A 13,390-nucleotide genomic window follows, 5' to 3' on the forward strand; every position below is an offset into this window, starting at 1 on the left:
GATGGTATCGGTGGGGTGGATTCTACGGTCGAATCCTTAACGAAACGTTAAGCACGCGGCATCGCGCGCGATCGGTCGTCATGCTCGTCGGCCGGCACATCGCGCGGCATCGTTCCGGCCGCGTTCGCCGACGGCAGCGCGATCGTGACGCCCAGGCCATGGCCGTCGATGCCGGTCTCGAATTGCACGGTGCCGCCGAAGTATTGCGCGATGCGCGTGACGATCGACAGCCCGAGCCCGCTGCCGGGCGCTTGCGTGCCGCTGCCGCGATAGAAGCGATCGCCGAGCCGTTCGTGCTCGCCGGGAGCGACACCCGGCCCGTCGTCGCGCACGACGATGCGTTGCAGCGCGCCGTCGTCGTGCACGCCGAGTTCGATACGTCCGCGGCGGCGGCCGTACTTGACGGCGTTGTCGACGAGATTGTCGAGCAGGATGCCGATCAGGATCGGATCGGCCTCGATCGCGCGTTCGGATGCGCTGCCGGTCACGATGTCGATGGCCTTGTCCGATGCCTTTGCCAGATGGCGATCGATGGCGGCTTCGACGAGTTCGCGGACGACGACGGCGCGCGTCGGAATGCGTTCGTATTCGTCGAGCCGCGCGAGCAGCAGCAACTGTTCGGCGAGACGCGCGCTGCGGTCGACGCCTTGCACGACACGCTGCATCGCAAGCTGCTTGCGCGCCGGATCGTCGGTCGCGATCGCCACTTGGGCCTGAACCTTGATTGCGGCCAGCGGCGTCTTGAGTTCGTGCGCCGCATCGGACGTGAACGCGCGCTCGCGCACGATCGATTGCCGCAGCCTTGCCAGCAGGCGGTCGATCGCGTCGACCAGCGTGCGCACTTCCTCCGGCACGGTGGCGATGCCGAGCGGTTCGAGCGATCGCGCATCGCGCGCGCCGATCAGCGTCGACAGCGTCTTCAACGGCGCGAGACTGCGCCCGATCAGGTACCAGAGGAGGAGCGCCAGCACCGGGAGCGCGACGATCAGCGGCCAGACGATGCCGCGCGCGATGCCGGTCGCCAGATCGCTGCGCGTGTTGACCGTTTCCATCACCCGCACCCAGCGCCCCGACGCGTTGTCGCGCAACGTGTGCGTGCGCCACGGCACGTCGCGCATGACGATGGTTTCAGGCGCACCGCGCGGATCGCGTGCGTCGGGCAAACCTGCGGCGGCGGCCGGCAGGTTCGACGCGACGACGTTGCCCTGCGCGTCGCGCACCTCGAACAGCATGTCGCGCGGCAGGCGATCGCCGTCGTTGTCAGGGCCGGATCGTGAATTGCCGGGCGCCAGCTCGACGCGCGCATCGGGCGGGAAGCGCGCGAGACGGTCGAGGTCGACCGGGGCGAGATTGACGAGCAGCGACGCGTATTCGACGAGGCGCGCGTCTTCCCATTCGCCGATCTCGCGCGTCGCGTGCCGGAAGCTGCCGAACACCGCGACGAGCCAGACGACGGTCACGCAGCCGAGCGCCATCAGCGAAACGCGGCGTCGTATCGACCGCGAGATCATGGCGGGTCGACAACGTAGCCGATGCCGCGGACGGTGCGGATCAAATCCGCACCGAGCTTCTTGCGCAGGTTCGACACATGGACCTCGATCGCATTGCTTTCGATGCCTTCCTGCCAGCCGTACAGCCCGTCCTCGAGACGCGCCCGCGACTGAGGGCTGCCCGGGTGGCTGACGAGTTGAACCAGGATGGCCCATTCGCGCGAAGTGAGAGCGACGCGCGACGCGTCGCGTGTCACCGTGTGGGTGGTCAGGTCGATCGTGATGTCGCGCCACACGATCTCGTCGCCGGCGCGGCCCTGCGAGCGACGCACGAGCGCGCGACAGCGGGCGAGCACCTCGGACAGTTCGAACGGTTTCGCGAGATAGTCGTCCGCGCCGTCGTCGAGGCCGCGGACGCGGTCGGCCACGGTGCCGCGCGCGGTCAGCACCAGCACCGGCACCGTATCGCCCGCATCGCGCAACGCGCGCAGCAGTTCCGTTCCCGATTTGCCGGGCAGGCCGAGATCGAGCACGACGAGCGCGAAGCGCGTCGTCGCGAGCGCGGCTGCGGCAGCGTGTCCGTCGCGCAGCCAGTCGACGTGATAGCCGGCCTGGCTCAGGCTGATTTCGAGGCCGCTGCCGATCAGGTCGTCGTCTTCAACAAGGAGGAGTCGCATGGTCGATTCGTGTGCAGACGTCTGCGATTGTACGAGCCTGACTGTGCACGCCATGCAACGGATTGTAATTGAGCCGTCTCGAACATCGCCCGATTCTGAAGAACGCTTAAGGTTTGCTGCCGGCATTCCCGCTACTATCGGCCACGACATTTCTCCCCTGATCCCGATCCGGGTTTGCCGCGTCCGGCACGCACCGTACGCACCGGCCCACGAATCCGCGACCCTTCAGTTTGATTTCAAATCGATCCAGGTCGCCTGCACGGGAGGTTCATTCCTGATGGCACCCTCGACGATCGAGCGATGGCGCGCCTACCTGCTGATCGCCGCGCTCGCCGGCATGTTCATTCAGTGTATCGTGCTGGTTTCGTTGTTTGCGTTGCGCATACCCGAAGCGTTTTTCACGACGATGACATTCCGCATCTGGACCGTCGTCGCGGTCGCGACCGCGATCCTGTCGGCCCGTAAGCTTGCCGGCGCGGCGTTCAGGGCAGCGGTCGTGTGCGGCTATGTGCGCGTGACCGGAATCGATCGCCGCACGGTAGTTGTGTCATCTGATTGCGCGTATCGTCGATTGGTCGTCCTTCACATCCGGCTCAACGGGAATCGATACGGCGGCGTGCACGGGTGAGCCCGCCTTCGCGCGTGCCGGCCCCGGGCATCACGGTCGTCGGGCCATCACTGGGGAGAAGCATGGTTTTGCTGCATGTGCTGCACGCGCTGGCCGGGGCAATGTCGATCGTCTGCGGGCTGGGCGTGTTGCTGGGCATTGCCTACACGGTTACAGCCAGTGTGCTGGTCGGCAGGTTCTTTTCCCGGGCGCCGGCGGTGCCGCGCGATTATCCGGGCGTCACCGTCGCCAAGCCGCTGCACGGCGACGAATGGGATCTCGTACAGCATCTCGAAAGCTTCTTCGTGCAGGACTATCCGGGGCCGGTACAGCACCTGTTCGGTGTGCACGATGCGGGCGATGCGGCGCTCGCGGCCGTCGAGACGCTGCGTGCGCGTTATCCGGACGCGAACATCAAGGTCGTCGCCGATGCGCGGCTGTACGGGCCGAACCGCAAGATCGCCAATCTCGTCAACATGCTCGAACACGCCGAGCATTCGGTGCTGTGTCTCGCCGATAGCGACGTGCTGGTCGAGCGCGATTATCTGCGTGCCGTCGTCGGCGCGCTACAGCAGCCGGAAGTCGGTATCGTGACGAGCGTGTATCGCGGCATCGCGTCGCCGGGTTTCTGGCCCGGTGTCGCCGTCGCGATGACGAACTACCATTTCCTGCCCGGTGTGATTACCGGGCTGTTCATCGGGCGTGCACGGCCGTGCTTTGGGCAGACGATTGCGATCACGCGCGCGACGCTCGAGCGTATCGGCGGGCTCGCGCGTTTCGCGCATCACCTGGCCGAGGATCACGCGCTCGGCGAAGCGGTACGGCAGGTCGGTGCGCAGGTCGTCATCCCGCCGTTCGTCGTCGGGCATGCCTGTGTCGAAGAGACGTTCGCGAAGCTGTACGCGCACGAATTGCGCTGGAGTTGCACGATCCGCGCGGCCGACCGGCTCGGTCACGCCGGGTCGGTGCTGATGCACCCGGTGCCGCTCGCGCTGCTGGCCGTGCTGTTCTCCGGCGGCACGCTCGCCGCCTGCTGGCTCACGGTCGCCGCGCTCGCCGCGCGGGCGCTGCTGATGCTGAAAACGAGCCGTGCGACCGGTGCCGGCCTGCGCGGCGCCCTCTGGCTGCCGTTCGTCGATCTCCTGCAGTTCCTGGTTTTCGTGTCGAGCTTCTTCTCGTCGCACGTCGTCTGGCGCGGCACGCGCTTTCGCGTCGACCGGGAAGGCTTGCTGTCGCCGGCGGGTGAGTCATGACGACCGAGACGAACCCCGCCAACGCCGACGCGGACCGGCTGTCCGCGCGTCACGAGGCACGGCTCCGGCATGCGGGGCGCGCGGCGGCGCTGGCCGGGCTGGCGCTCGCGGTGTGGCTGATCTGGCGCGAGCATCCGCTGGAAATCCTGCACCGGCTGCGGATCGCGGGCGCGGGGCTGCTCGTCGCTGCGCTGGCCCACATCCTGCCGATGCTCGCAAACGCGTGGGACTGGCGGATGCTGATCCGCGGCCCGCGCCGGCCGTCGTTCGCGACGATGCTGAAGCTCGTCTGGATCCGCGAATCGATCAACGGGCTGTTGCCGGTCGCGCGGATCGGCGGCGAGGTCGTGTCGTTCGGGCTGCTGCGGCAGGCGGGCGTGCGACCGGCAACGGCCGTGGCCAGCCTCGTCGCCGACATGCAGCTCACGCTGATCAGCCAGCTGATATTCGCGTTGATCGCGATCGGCTACGTGCTCGAACATGTGTCGTCCGACGCCGCGAAGGTGGCCGCGCACCTCGCCATCGGCATGGCCGCGCTGGTGCCGGTGTTGCTGCTGTTCGCGCTGGTGCAGCATGCGCGACCGTTCGAGCGCGCGATGCGCGTGATCAACCGGATCACCAGCGGCAAGGTGGTTGCGCTGGTCGGCGAATCGGCGCGCACCGATCAGTCGATCCGGATGATCTGGAGAAAGACCGGCATCGTCGTGCGCTATCTGGGGATATGGCAGACGCTGCAGTTTGCGGGTTATGCGCTGGAAATCTGGCTCGCGCTTTACTTCCTCGGCGCCGATCCGACTTTTGCGCAGGCGCTCGCGATCGAGGCGCTGATCCAGCTCGTGAGCAGCATTGCGTTCCTGATGCCGGGTGGTCTGGGCGTGCAGGAGGGCGGGTTCGTGCTGATCGGCGGGCTGCTCGGGTTTGATGCGCCGACCTGTCTTGCACTGGCCGGCGCCCGTCGCGTGCGCGATCTGCTGTTCTATCTGCCGGGCTTGCTGGCGTGGCAGTGGGCGGCCGGTTCGGCGAAACGACCGGGCGGCGCGAAGCGTGCTTCGCTGAGCATCGAGGAATCCGCCAGGCCGCGCTGACGCGGCCCGACGACGATGCGTGCGTGCCCGGGCGGGTGCGTATCCGCCGGGGCGGCGCGACGCGTGAATCAGCGTCGTTCGTCCGCGATATGACTGCGGATCACGTCCGCGAACGACGTGTCGCCCTTCAGCCCGAGCGCTTCCGCGCGCGTCGTGTCCCAGCGGCCCGGCCAGCTGCCGACGATCTTCTCGACGCGCTCGTCGGGCGCATGGCGGATCAGCTTCACGACGTCGTCGCCCGCGACTTCGCGCAGCGCTTCGATCATCTCGTCGACCGACACCGACAGGCCGGGCAGGTTGATCACGCGCTTGTCGCCGAGCTTGGCACTGTCGATTTCGCAGCCGGCGACGAGCGCTTCGATCGCGCCGCGCGGCGACAGCAGCCACAGCCGCGTCGAACCCGGTACCGGGCACACGCTTTCCTCGCCGTTCAGCGGCTCGCGGATGATGCCGCTCGCAAACGACGACGCGGCCGCGTTCGGGCGGCCGGGCCGCACGCTGATGGTCGGCAGCCGCAGCACGCGGCCGTCGACGAAGCCGCGCCGCGCGTAGTCGCACAGCAGCAGTTCGGCGATCGCCTTCTCGGCGCCGTACGACGATTGCGGGTTCAGCGCGGTGTCGTCCTGCACGATGTCGGGCAATGCGCCGCCGTACACCGCGACGGAGCTCGTGAACACGACGCGCGGCTGGTGGCCGCGCGCGCGGCACACTTCGAGCAGCGTGCGCGATGCGTCGAGGTTGATCCGCATGCCGAGATCGAAATCGGCTTCGGCCTGCCCGCTGACGATCGCCGCGAGGTGGAAGATCGCGCCGGTCTGCGTGTCGATCGCGCGTTCGAGCACTGCGCGATCGGCGATGTCGCCGACGATCGACGTCACGCGCGCGTCGCCGAAATCGCCGCCCTTGACGACGTCGAGCAGCACCAGCTCGTCGATCTTCCCGATCCGGCCGTCGGGGCCGGTCAGTTCGCCGCGCTCGAGCAGCTTGCGCGCGAGACGCTGGCCGAGAAAGCCGGCGCCGCCGGTGATCAGTACTTTCATGGTCGTTATCCTCTTTGGAATGCTTGAATCACAGGTACGGCTTGATCCAGCCGAGACCTTCCGACGTGCCGGCCTTCGGGCGGTATTCGCAGCCGATCCAGCCGTCGTAGCCGAGCGCATCGATCAGCTCGAACAGGTACGGGTAGTTGAGTTCGCCGAGATCCGGCTCGTGGCGCTCGGGCACGCCCGCGATCTGGATGTGGCCGATGCCCGCGAAATCGCGCTTGAGCTTCACCGCGAGATCGCCTTCGACGATCTGGCAGTGGTAGCAGTCGAACTGCACCTTCAGGTTCGGCGCGCCGACTTCCGCGCAGATCGCTTGTGCGTCGTCCTGGCGGCTGAGGAAATAGCCGGGCATGTCGCGCTGGTTGATCGGTTCGATCAGGATCGTGACGCCGTGTGCGGCGGCGGCCTGCGCCGCATGCCGCAGGTTCGACAGGTAGGTGTCGCGATGGCGCGCGCGGTCGGCACCCGGCGCGACCATGCCGGCCATCACGTGCAGTTTCCTGTTGCCGAGCACGCGCGCGTAGTCGAGCGCCTGGTCGATACCGCGCCGGAATTCGTCTTCGCGGCCCGGCAGCGACGCGATACCGCGTTCGCCCGCGGCCCAGTCGCCGGGCGGTGCGTTGAACAGCGCCTGTTCGAGGTTGTGCGCGTCGAGGCGCGCGCGGATGTCCTCGGCGGCGAAGTCGTACGGGAACAGGTACTCGACGGCCTTGAAGCCGTCGTAGGCGGCAGCGGCGAAGCGTTCGAGGAACGCGTGCTCGTTGTACATCATCGAGAGGTTGGCGGCGAAGCGTGGCATGGCAGCGGGTCCTGTGAATGAAGGGGGCGGGGCGTACCGCGCCCCGCGTCGAATGGCAGCTCAGTGGCTCAGTGGCTCAGCGGTTCACGAGTTTCGCGGGCGTGAGCCACACGGCGATCGCGCCGATCACGAGCATGGCCGCCAGCACGTACATGCCGGACGACGTGCTGTGCGTGACGTCCTTCAGGTAGCCGATCACGTACGGGCTCGCGAAACCGGCGAGGTTGCCGATCGAGTTGATGATCGCGATCCCGGCGGCGGCCGCGGAGCCCGCGAGGAACGCGGTCGGCAGCGACCAGAACAGCGGTGCGCAGGTCAGCACGCCGCCCGCCGCGAGCGACAGGAACACGATCGACACCGCCGTATTGTGCGAGTACGACGCGGCGACCGCAAACCCGACCGCGCCCATCAGCGCCGGCACGATCAGGTGCCAGCGGCGTTCGCGGCGCTTGTCCGCGCTGTGGCCGAACAGGTTCATCACGACGATCGCGACGAGGAACGGGATCGCGGACAGCAGGCCGATCTGAAGCGTATCGGTGATGCCGGTCGATTTCACGAGCGTCGGCATCCAGAACGTGAGGCCGTACTGGCCGGTGACGAACGCGAAGTAGATCAGCGACATCCACCACATGCGCGGGTCCGAGAACACGGCCTTCAGCGAATGGCCGTGCTGCTGCTGTTCCTGCGGCTGCGCGGCGATTTCCTCTTCGAGGAGCTGCTTCTCGCGCTCGTCGAGCCACTTCGCGCCGCGGATGCTGTTGTCGAGATACAGGATCGTCGCGATGCCGACCAGCACGGCCGGCACGGCTTCGATCATGAACATCCATTGCCAGCCGTGGAAGCCCGAGCCGCCGTGGAAGCGCTCCATGATCCAGCCCGACAGCGGGTTGCCGAAGATGCCCGATACGGGGATCGCGGACATGAACACCGCGATGATCTTCGCGCGGCGATGCGACGGGAACCAGTACGTGAGGTACAGGATCACGCCGGGATAGAAGCCGGCTTCCGCGAGGCCGAGCAGGAAGCGCAGCACGTAGAACTGCGTCGGTGTCTTCACGAACGCGAACAGCGCGGACAGCAGGCCCCACGTGATCATGATCCGCGCGATCCAGATGCGCGCGCCGAGCCGGTGCATCAGCAGGTTGCTTGGCAGTTCGAACAGAAAGTAGCCAAGGAAGAAAATTCCCGCGCCGAGCCCGAACACGGTTTCGCTGAACGCGAGATCCTGCGACATCTGCAGCTTCGCGAAGCCGACGTTCACGCGGTCGAGATACGCGACCACGTAGCAGAGCATCAGGAACGGCACGATGCGCCAGAACACTTTCTTGTAGGTGCGGTCCAGTTCGGCCGAACGGGCGGTCGCGGCGGGCGAGCGGCTTGCGGCCGCGTCGAGAGCAGTCATCGTCGTCTCCAAGGATGTCGTGTGCCGGTGGCGCATAGGCCGCCGGATCGTTTGTGTGTGCTGACGGAAGGGCCCGCGCACACGGCGGGCATGGGAATCGGTATGTGGTGCGCGCCGCGTTACCAGCGCGCGCCGAAGGTCTGGCGCAGTTCGTCGAGCGCCGCGTCGGAAAGCGGCTCGGGCTTCGGGTTCGTCATCAGCCACAGCCGTGCCGTTTCCTCGAGCTCCTCGAGCGCATACGACGCGTGCGACACCGACGGCCCCCACATCACGGGGCCGAGGCGGTCGAGCAGCACGCCGCGCACCTGGCCGGCGAGCGCCGCGACTTCGGCCGCGACGGCCGGGTCGCCGGGGCGGCGGTATCGGATCAGCGGGATGTGGCCGACCTTCATCACGTAGTACGGCGTGATCGGCGGCAGCACGTCGGTATCGCGCCACACGCCTGCGAGCGTCAACGCGACGAGGTGCGTCGAATGCGTGTGGACGACGCCGTTCGCTTCCGCGTTGCGCGTATAGATGCCGCGATGCAGCGCGAGCGTCTTCGACGGCTTGCCGCCCGAGACGGGCTGGCCGTCGGCGCCGACCTTCGCGATGTCGTTCGGGTCGAGCCGGCCGAGGCACGCGTCGGTCGGCGTGATCAGCCAGCCGTCGGAGAGGCGCGCGCTGATGTTGCCGGCGCTGCCGACCGCGTGGCCGCGTGCGTACAGGCTCGCGCCGACGACGCAGATCTCTTCGCGCAGTTTCGCTTCCTGGCTCATCATGCGGCTCCGTCCAGCGCGCGCAGCGCCTTGTCGAAAAAGTCCGTCGTGCCGAAGTTGCCGGATTTCAGCGCGAGGCCGAGCGGCTGCGCATCGATCGTGGCTGTGGCCGGCACGCCCGGATCGATCTGCGCGCCGATCTGCAGCGACTTCACGTCGAGCGCCTGCACGACCGCGCCGGACGTCTCGCCGCCGGCGACGACGAACTTGCGCACGCCGAGTTCGCGCAGGCCCCGCGCGATCGCCGCGAGCGTGCTTTCGACGAGATGGCCGGCCGCTTCGACGCCGAGCGCCTGCTGCACGGCCTTCACTTCGTCGGGCGTCGCGGTCGCGTAGATCAGCACCGGCTGCGGCAGGTGCGCGCGCGCGAAGGCGAGCGCTTCATCGACGACGGGCTCGCCGCGCGACGCCGCGAGCGGATCGATGCGGAAGCTCGGCCGCGTCGCGCGCCACGCGGCGACCTGCGCGTTGGTCGCTTTCGACGCGCTGCCGGCGAGCACGGCCGACAGCCCGTCGATGCGCGGCAGCGATGCCGCGTTGTCGCGCTCGGGCAGCAATTCCGCGCGGCGGAAATTCGCGGGCAGGCCGAGCGCGACGCCCGAGCCGCCGGTGACGAGCGGCAGGCCCGCGCATGCTTCGCCCAGCACGTAGAGGTCGCGGTCGGACAGCGCGTCGGCGATCGCGAAGCGCGCGCCTTCCGCGCGCAGCTGGTCGATCCGCGCGCGCACCGCGGCCGCGCCCAGCGCGATCGTGTCGTAGCGGATCAGGCCGACCGGCGACTGCGTCTGCCGCTGCAGCACGCGCACGAGGTTCGCGTCCTGCATCGGCGTGAGCGGATGGTTCTCCATGCCCGATTCGTTCAGCAGTACGTCGCCGACGAACAGGTGGCCGCGATAGATCGTGCGGCCGTTCTCCGGGAATGCCGGGCATGCGATCGTGAAGCCGCCGCCGGCCGCATCGAGCAGCGCGTCGGCGACGGGCCCGATGTTGCCCGCGTCGGTCGAGTCGAAGGTCGAGCAGTACTTGAAGAAAAACTGCCGGCAGCCTTGCGCGCGCAGCCATGCGTACGCGGCGAGCGATTGCGCGACGGCATCGGCCGCGGGGATCGTGCGCGACTTCAGCGCGACGACGATCGCATCGGCGTCGACTGCAGTGTCGACTGCGGCGCCGTCGGCGGGCACGCCGATCGTCTGCACGGTGCGCATGCCGCTCTTGACGAGCATGTTCGCGAGATCGGTCGCGCCGGTGAAATCGTCGGCGATGCAGCCGAGCAGGGGACGGAAAGCGGAAGCGGTCATGGCGGGAACGTCGTTCGAATCAGCGGGCGGGCGGCAGCGTGATGCCGGGGAAGGTCTTGATCACGGCGGAATCGTCCTCGCCGCCGTGGCCGGCGCTCGACGCGCTCATGAACATCTGGTGCGCGGTGGCCGACAGCGGCAGCGGGAACTTGCTGCGGCGCGCGGTATCGAGCACGAGGCCGAGATCTTTCACGAAGATGTCGACGGCCGACAGCGGCGTGTAGTCGCCGTTCAGGATGTGCGGCACGCGGTTCTCGAACATCCACGAATTGCCGGCGCTGTGCGTGATCACGTCGTACAGCGCGTCGGCGTCGACGCCTTCGCGCAGGCCCAGCGCCATCGCCTCGGCGGCCGCCGCGATATGCACGCCGGCCAGCAACTGGTTGATGATCTTCACTTTCGAGCCGATGCCGTGCGCGTCGCCGAGGCGATAGACCTTGCCGGCGATCGCGGCGAGCACGTCCTCGCAGCCCGCGTACGCGGCGGCCGGGCCCGACGTCATCATCGTCATCTCGCCGGATGCCGCGCGCGCGGCGCCGCCCGACACGGGCGCATCGAGCATCTGCAGGCCGGCGGCCTCGATGCGTGCGCCGAGCGCGACCGCGAATTCGGGCGCGACGGTCGCGCTCGCGATCACGACGCCGCCCGGCTTCATCGCCGCGACCGCGCCGTGCTCGCCGAACAGCACCGTTTCCGTCTGCGCGGCATTGACGACGAGCGTGACGACGACGTCGCACTGCGCGCCGAGTGCGGCCGGCGTCGCGCAGGCCACGCCGCCTTCGGAGGCGAACGCCTGCAGCACGGTGTCGCGCACGTCGCATGCGTGCACGCGCAGGCCCGCGCGCAGCAGCGAGCGGGCGACGCCGAGGCCCATCGCGCCGAGGCCGATGACTCCAACATTTCGTGACATGGTCAACCTTGATCGATTCGGGAGAGGTTCTGGACAACAGCGGCGGCGGGCGCCGCCGGCTTCAGCAGATGCCGGCTTCCGCGAGACGGCGGGCGGCGTTATACATGTGCGTGCGCGCCGCGTTGCGCGCCGCCATCGGGTCGCGCGAGCGAATCGCGTCGGCGATCGCCGCGTGTTCCTCGCGCACCTGGCGCGAGAAATCCTCGCGCGTCGCTTCGTTGCGCCGCGTGACCTTCACGCCGGCTTCGAGGTACTGGTTCAGGAACTGCAGCGTCTTCAGGAAATACGGGTTGCCGGTGACGGCCGCGATCGTGCGATGGAACGCGACGTCTTCCGCGACGCCGTCGCGCCCTTCGGCCACCGCATCGTCGATCTTGCGCAGTGCGTCGTCGATGTCGGCCATGTCGTCGGCGGAGTGGTGCAGCGCGGCTTCGGCCGCGACTTCGGCCTCGATCGCGCGGCGCACCGCGAGCAGGTGCGGCAGCGAGTTCGCCTCGACGGCTTCCGCGTAGTCGATTCGCAGCGGCCGGATCGCGCCGTGCTGGTTCACGTACACGCCGCTGCCCTGGCGCGGCTCGACCACGCCTTCGTTCTTCAGCCGCGAGATCGCCTCGCGGATCACGGTGCGGCTCACGCCGAATTCCTGCGCGAGCACGGCTTCGGTCGGCAGCTTGCCGCTGGCCGAGAAACTGCCGGCTTCGATCTGCTTGAGCAGTTGCTGCGCGACGTGGTCGCTCATCGCACGGGCGGGAATCTTCTCGAACATGGCGCTCAGGTTTGTAAGGTGATGTGGTCATCATACAAATTTGAGCAGAATGCAGCATCCGGAATAACCCTCGATTAACGGCGGGCAACGTCGGTCAAGTTGATTGAAACCGGTTCCAATTGAATCGAAACCGGCGCGGTCGGATCAGGTATCGCCTTGCGATGGGTCGATCAGGGAAGCGCGACGGGGTGCCCGCGGCTGTCAGTCGGCGATGTCCTCGACGGGATCGACCGCCGCTGCCACGCCGCCTTCCGCCGCTTCTGCGCCGCGCTCCCGATAGGTCGCCGGCGGCACGCCGAACTGCTTGCGGAATTCGCGCCCGAGGTGCGACGCATCGGCAAACCCGCAACTCGACGCGATATCGGCGACGGTCCGGTCCGAACTCGTCAGCAGCCACGCAGCGGTGCGCAGCCGCACCTGCTTCGCAAACGCCTGCGGGCTCTTGCCCGTCTCGGCCTTGAACAGCCGCTCGAGCTGCCGCGTCGACAGGTCGAGCTTGTTCGCGAGCTCGTCGAGCGACAGTGCGCGGCCGACATGCTGTTCCATCAGAAGAATCGCGCGCTTGACCTTCGGGTGCGTCGCCGGTTCGAGGCCCGGCGGATGCGGCTGCGGCGCATTGCCTTTCTGCATCTCGCCGACCAGCAGGATGCGCAGCGCCTTCTGCACGGTCGCGTGGTCGAAATGGCGCAACAGGATCGCGGCGGCGACGTCGATCGACGCGCGGCCGCCCGAACACGTGATCCGGCGCCGGTCGATCACGAACAGCCGGTCGGCGATCAGCAGGTCGGGGTCGGCGGCCGGAAAGCGTTCGATGAAATCCCAGTAGTGGAACCAGCTCACGCAGGTGCGGTAGCCGTCGAGCACGCCGGCGCGCATCAGCGTGAACACGCCGGTGCAGATCCCGACGACCGTCGCGCCGCCGGCCGCCGCGCGGCGGATGAAGTCGAGCGTTTCAGGGCCGGCCTGCGGCCCCGAATGCAGCAGCCCGCCGACCACGACCACGTAGTCGAACGGTTCGGCCGCGTCGAACGTCTCCCACGGCGTGATCTGGATCCCGCAACTCGCGCGCACCGGCGCGAGGGTCTCGCCGATCACGCTCCACGCGCAGCGCACGGGCTTGCTGTAGTCGCCGTCGTCGGCCGACAGCCGCAGCATGTCGACGAAGCCCGAGAAGGCCGTCAGCGTGAAGTTCGGCAGCAGCACGATGCCGAAGCGGATGCGCCGCGGCGCGGGTTCTGCGAGGGGGGAAGCGGGTACGTCGGGTGTCATCGCGGCCAATCTCGTCACGCCGGGCAGGCG

The 13,390-nt window shown here is 68.1% G+C and carries 13 protein-coding genes; 3 read left to right on the forward strand and 10 right to left on the reverse strand.

What is annotated here, in order from left to right:
• Positions 1-47: 47 nt before the first annotated feature.
• Both JYG32_RS30310 and JYG32_RS30315 read right to left on the reverse strand, forming a co-directional pair.
• Positions 48-1,511 carry an ATP-binding protein gene (locus tag JYG32_RS30310; protein WP_174379750.1) on the reverse strand — a complete coding sequence of 488 codons (1,464 nt, stop codon included), beginning with the start codon at positions 1,509-1,511 and terminating at the stop codon, positions 48-50.
• On the reverse strand, positions 1,508-2,167 hold the full coding sequence (locus JYG32_RS30315; protein WP_174379751.1) for a response regulator: 660 nt from the start codon (positions 2,165-2,167) through the stop codon (positions 1,508-1,510). The genes JYG32_RS30310 and JYG32_RS30315 overlap by 4 nt, the downstream gene beginning before the upstream one ends.
• Between JYG32_RS30315 and JYG32_RS30320 the strand changes: the two genes are divergently transcribed.
• The 3 genes from JYG32_RS30320 to JYG32_RS30330 all read left to right on the forward strand — a co-directional run bounded on the left by JYG32_RS30320 (position 2,166) and on the right by JYG32_RS30330 (position 5,112).
• Positions 2,166-2,795 carry a hypothetical protein gene (locus tag JYG32_RS30320; protein ID WP_213266048.1) on the forward strand — a complete coding sequence of 210 codons (630 nt, stop codon included), beginning with the start codon at positions 2,166-2,168 and terminating at the stop codon, positions 2,793-2,795. The genes JYG32_RS30315 and JYG32_RS30320 overlap by 2 nt on opposite strands.
• Before the next feature lie 62 nt (positions 2,796-2,857).
• The gene (hpnI, locus tag JYG32_RS30325; protein WP_213266049.1) at positions 2,858-4,027 is read left to right on the forward strand and encodes a bacteriohopanetetrol glucosamine biosynthesis glycosyltransferase HpnI; all 1,170 of its coding nucleotides are present in this window, start codon (positions 2,858-2,860) and stop codon (positions 4,025-4,027) included.
• A complete protein-coding gene (locus tag JYG32_RS30330) occupies positions 4,024-5,112 on the forward strand; it encodes a lysylphosphatidylglycerol synthase domain-containing protein (protein WP_213266050.1) in 1,089 nt (362 codons plus the stop codon). The genes hpnI and JYG32_RS30330 overlap by 4 nt, the downstream gene beginning before the upstream one ends.
• A 68-nt stretch (positions 5,113-5,180) precedes the next feature.
• Here the strand turns inward: JYG32_RS30330 and denD are convergent, their stop codons facing one another.
• The 8 genes from denD to JYG32_RS30370 form a co-directional block, all read right to left on the reverse strand.
• Positions 5,181-6,152 carry a D-erythronate dehydrogenase gene (denD, locus tag JYG32_RS30335; protein WP_213266051.1) on the reverse strand — a complete coding sequence of 324 codons (972 nt, stop codon included), beginning with the start codon at positions 6,150-6,152 and terminating at the stop codon, positions 5,181-5,183.
• Between the two features lie 28 nt (positions 6,153-6,180).
• A complete protein-coding gene (gene otnI, locus JYG32_RS30340; RefSeq protein WP_213266052.1) occupies positions 6,181-6,957 on the reverse strand; it encodes a 2-oxo-tetronate isomerase in 777 nt (258 codons plus the stop codon).
• Between the two features lie 76 nt (positions 6,958-7,033).
• Entirely contained in the window at positions 7,034-8,359 is a 1,326-nt protein-coding gene (locus tag JYG32_RS30345) for an MFS transporter (RefSeq protein WP_213266053.1), read from the reverse strand.
• Between the two features lie 119 nt (positions 8,360-8,478).
• A complete protein-coding gene (locus JYG32_RS30350; protein ID WP_433960865.1) occupies positions 8,479-9,120 on the reverse strand; it encodes an aldolase in 642 nt (213 codons plus the stop codon).
• Positions 9,117-10,415: a 3-oxo-tetronate kinase gene (gene otnK / locus JYG32_RS30355; protein ID WP_213266054.1), complete on the reverse strand. Its 1,299-nt coding sequence runs from the start codon at positions 10,413-10,415 to the stop codon at positions 9,117-9,119. The genes JYG32_RS30350 and otnK overlap by 4 nt, the downstream gene beginning before the upstream one ends.
• 19 nt (positions 10,416-10,434) lie before the next feature.
• Positions 10,435-11,325: an L-threonate dehydrogenase gene (gene ltnD / locus JYG32_RS30360; protein WP_213266055.1), complete on the reverse strand. Its 891-nt coding sequence runs from the start codon at positions 11,323-11,325 to the stop codon at positions 10,435-10,437.
• 61 nt (positions 11,326-11,386) lie between these two features.
• A complete protein-coding gene (locus JYG32_RS30365) occupies positions 11,387-12,091 on the reverse strand; it encodes a FadR/GntR family transcriptional regulator (protein WP_213266056.1) in 705 nt (234 codons plus the stop codon).
• A 201-nt stretch (positions 12,092-12,292) separates the two neighbouring features.
• Positions 12,293-13,360 (reverse strand): GlxA family transcriptional regulator, encoded by a 1,068-nt coding sequence (locus tag JYG32_RS30370; RefSeq protein WP_174379761.1) that lies wholly within the window; start codon positions 13,358-13,360, stop codon positions 12,293-12,295.
• Positions 13,361-13,390 lie beyond the last annotated feature (30 nt).

Origin of the sequence: Burkholderia pyrrocinia (genome assembly GCF_018417535.1) — a bacterium.
Taxonomy (GTDB): Bacteria; Pseudomonadota; Gammaproteobacteria; order Burkholderiales; family Burkholderiaceae; genus Burkholderia; species Burkholderia pyrrocinia_E.

Coding starts and splice junctions, on each gene's coding strand:
- JYG32_RS30310 (WP_174379750.1), bottom strand. CDS start 1,511: ATGATCTCGCGGTCGATACGACGCCGCGTTTCGCTGATGGCGCTCGGC.
- JYG32_RS30320 (WP_213266048.1), top strand. CDS start 2,166: ATGGTCGATTCGTGTGCAGACGTCTGCGATTGTACGAGCCTGACTGTG.
- JYG32_RS30315 (WP_174379751.1), bottom strand. CDS start 2,167: ATGCGACTCCTCCTTGTTGAAGACGACGACCTGATCGGCAGCGGCCTC.
- hpnI (WP_213266049.1), top strand. CDS start 2,858: ATGGTTTTGCTGCATGTGCTGCACGCGCTGGCCGGGGCAATGTCGATC.
- JYG32_RS30330 (WP_213266050.1), top strand. CDS start 4,024: ATGACGACCGAGACGAACCCCGCCAACGCCGACGCGGACCGGCTGTCC.
- denD (WP_213266051.1), bottom strand. CDS start 6,152: ATGAAAGTACTGATCACCGGCGGCGCCGGCTTTCTCGGCCAGCGTCTC.
- otnI (WP_213266052.1), bottom strand. CDS start 6,957: ATGCCACGCTTCGCCGCCAACCTCTCGATGATGTACAACGAGCACGCG.
- JYG32_RS30345 (WP_213266053.1), bottom strand. CDS start 8,359: ATGACTGCTCTCGACGCGGCCGCAAGCCGCTCGCCCGCCGCGACCGCC.
- JYG32_RS30350 (WP_433960865.1), bottom strand. CDS start 9,120: ATGATGAGCCAGGAAGCGAAACTGCGCGAAGAGATCTGCGTCGTCGGC.
- otnK (WP_213266054.1), bottom strand. CDS start 10,415: ATGACCGCTTCCGCTTTCCGTCCCCTGCTCGGCTGCATCGCCGACGAT.
- ltnD (WP_213266055.1), bottom strand. CDS start 11,325: ATGTCACGAAATGTTGGAGTCATCGGCCTCGGCGCGATGGGCCTCGGC.
- JYG32_RS30365 (WP_213266056.1), bottom strand. CDS start 12,091: ATGTTCGAGAAGATTCCCGCCCGTGCGATGAGCGACCACGTCGCGCAG.
- JYG32_RS30370 (WP_174379761.1), bottom strand. CDS start 13,360: ATGACACCCGACGTACCCGCTTCCCCCCTCGCAGAACCCGCGCCGCGG.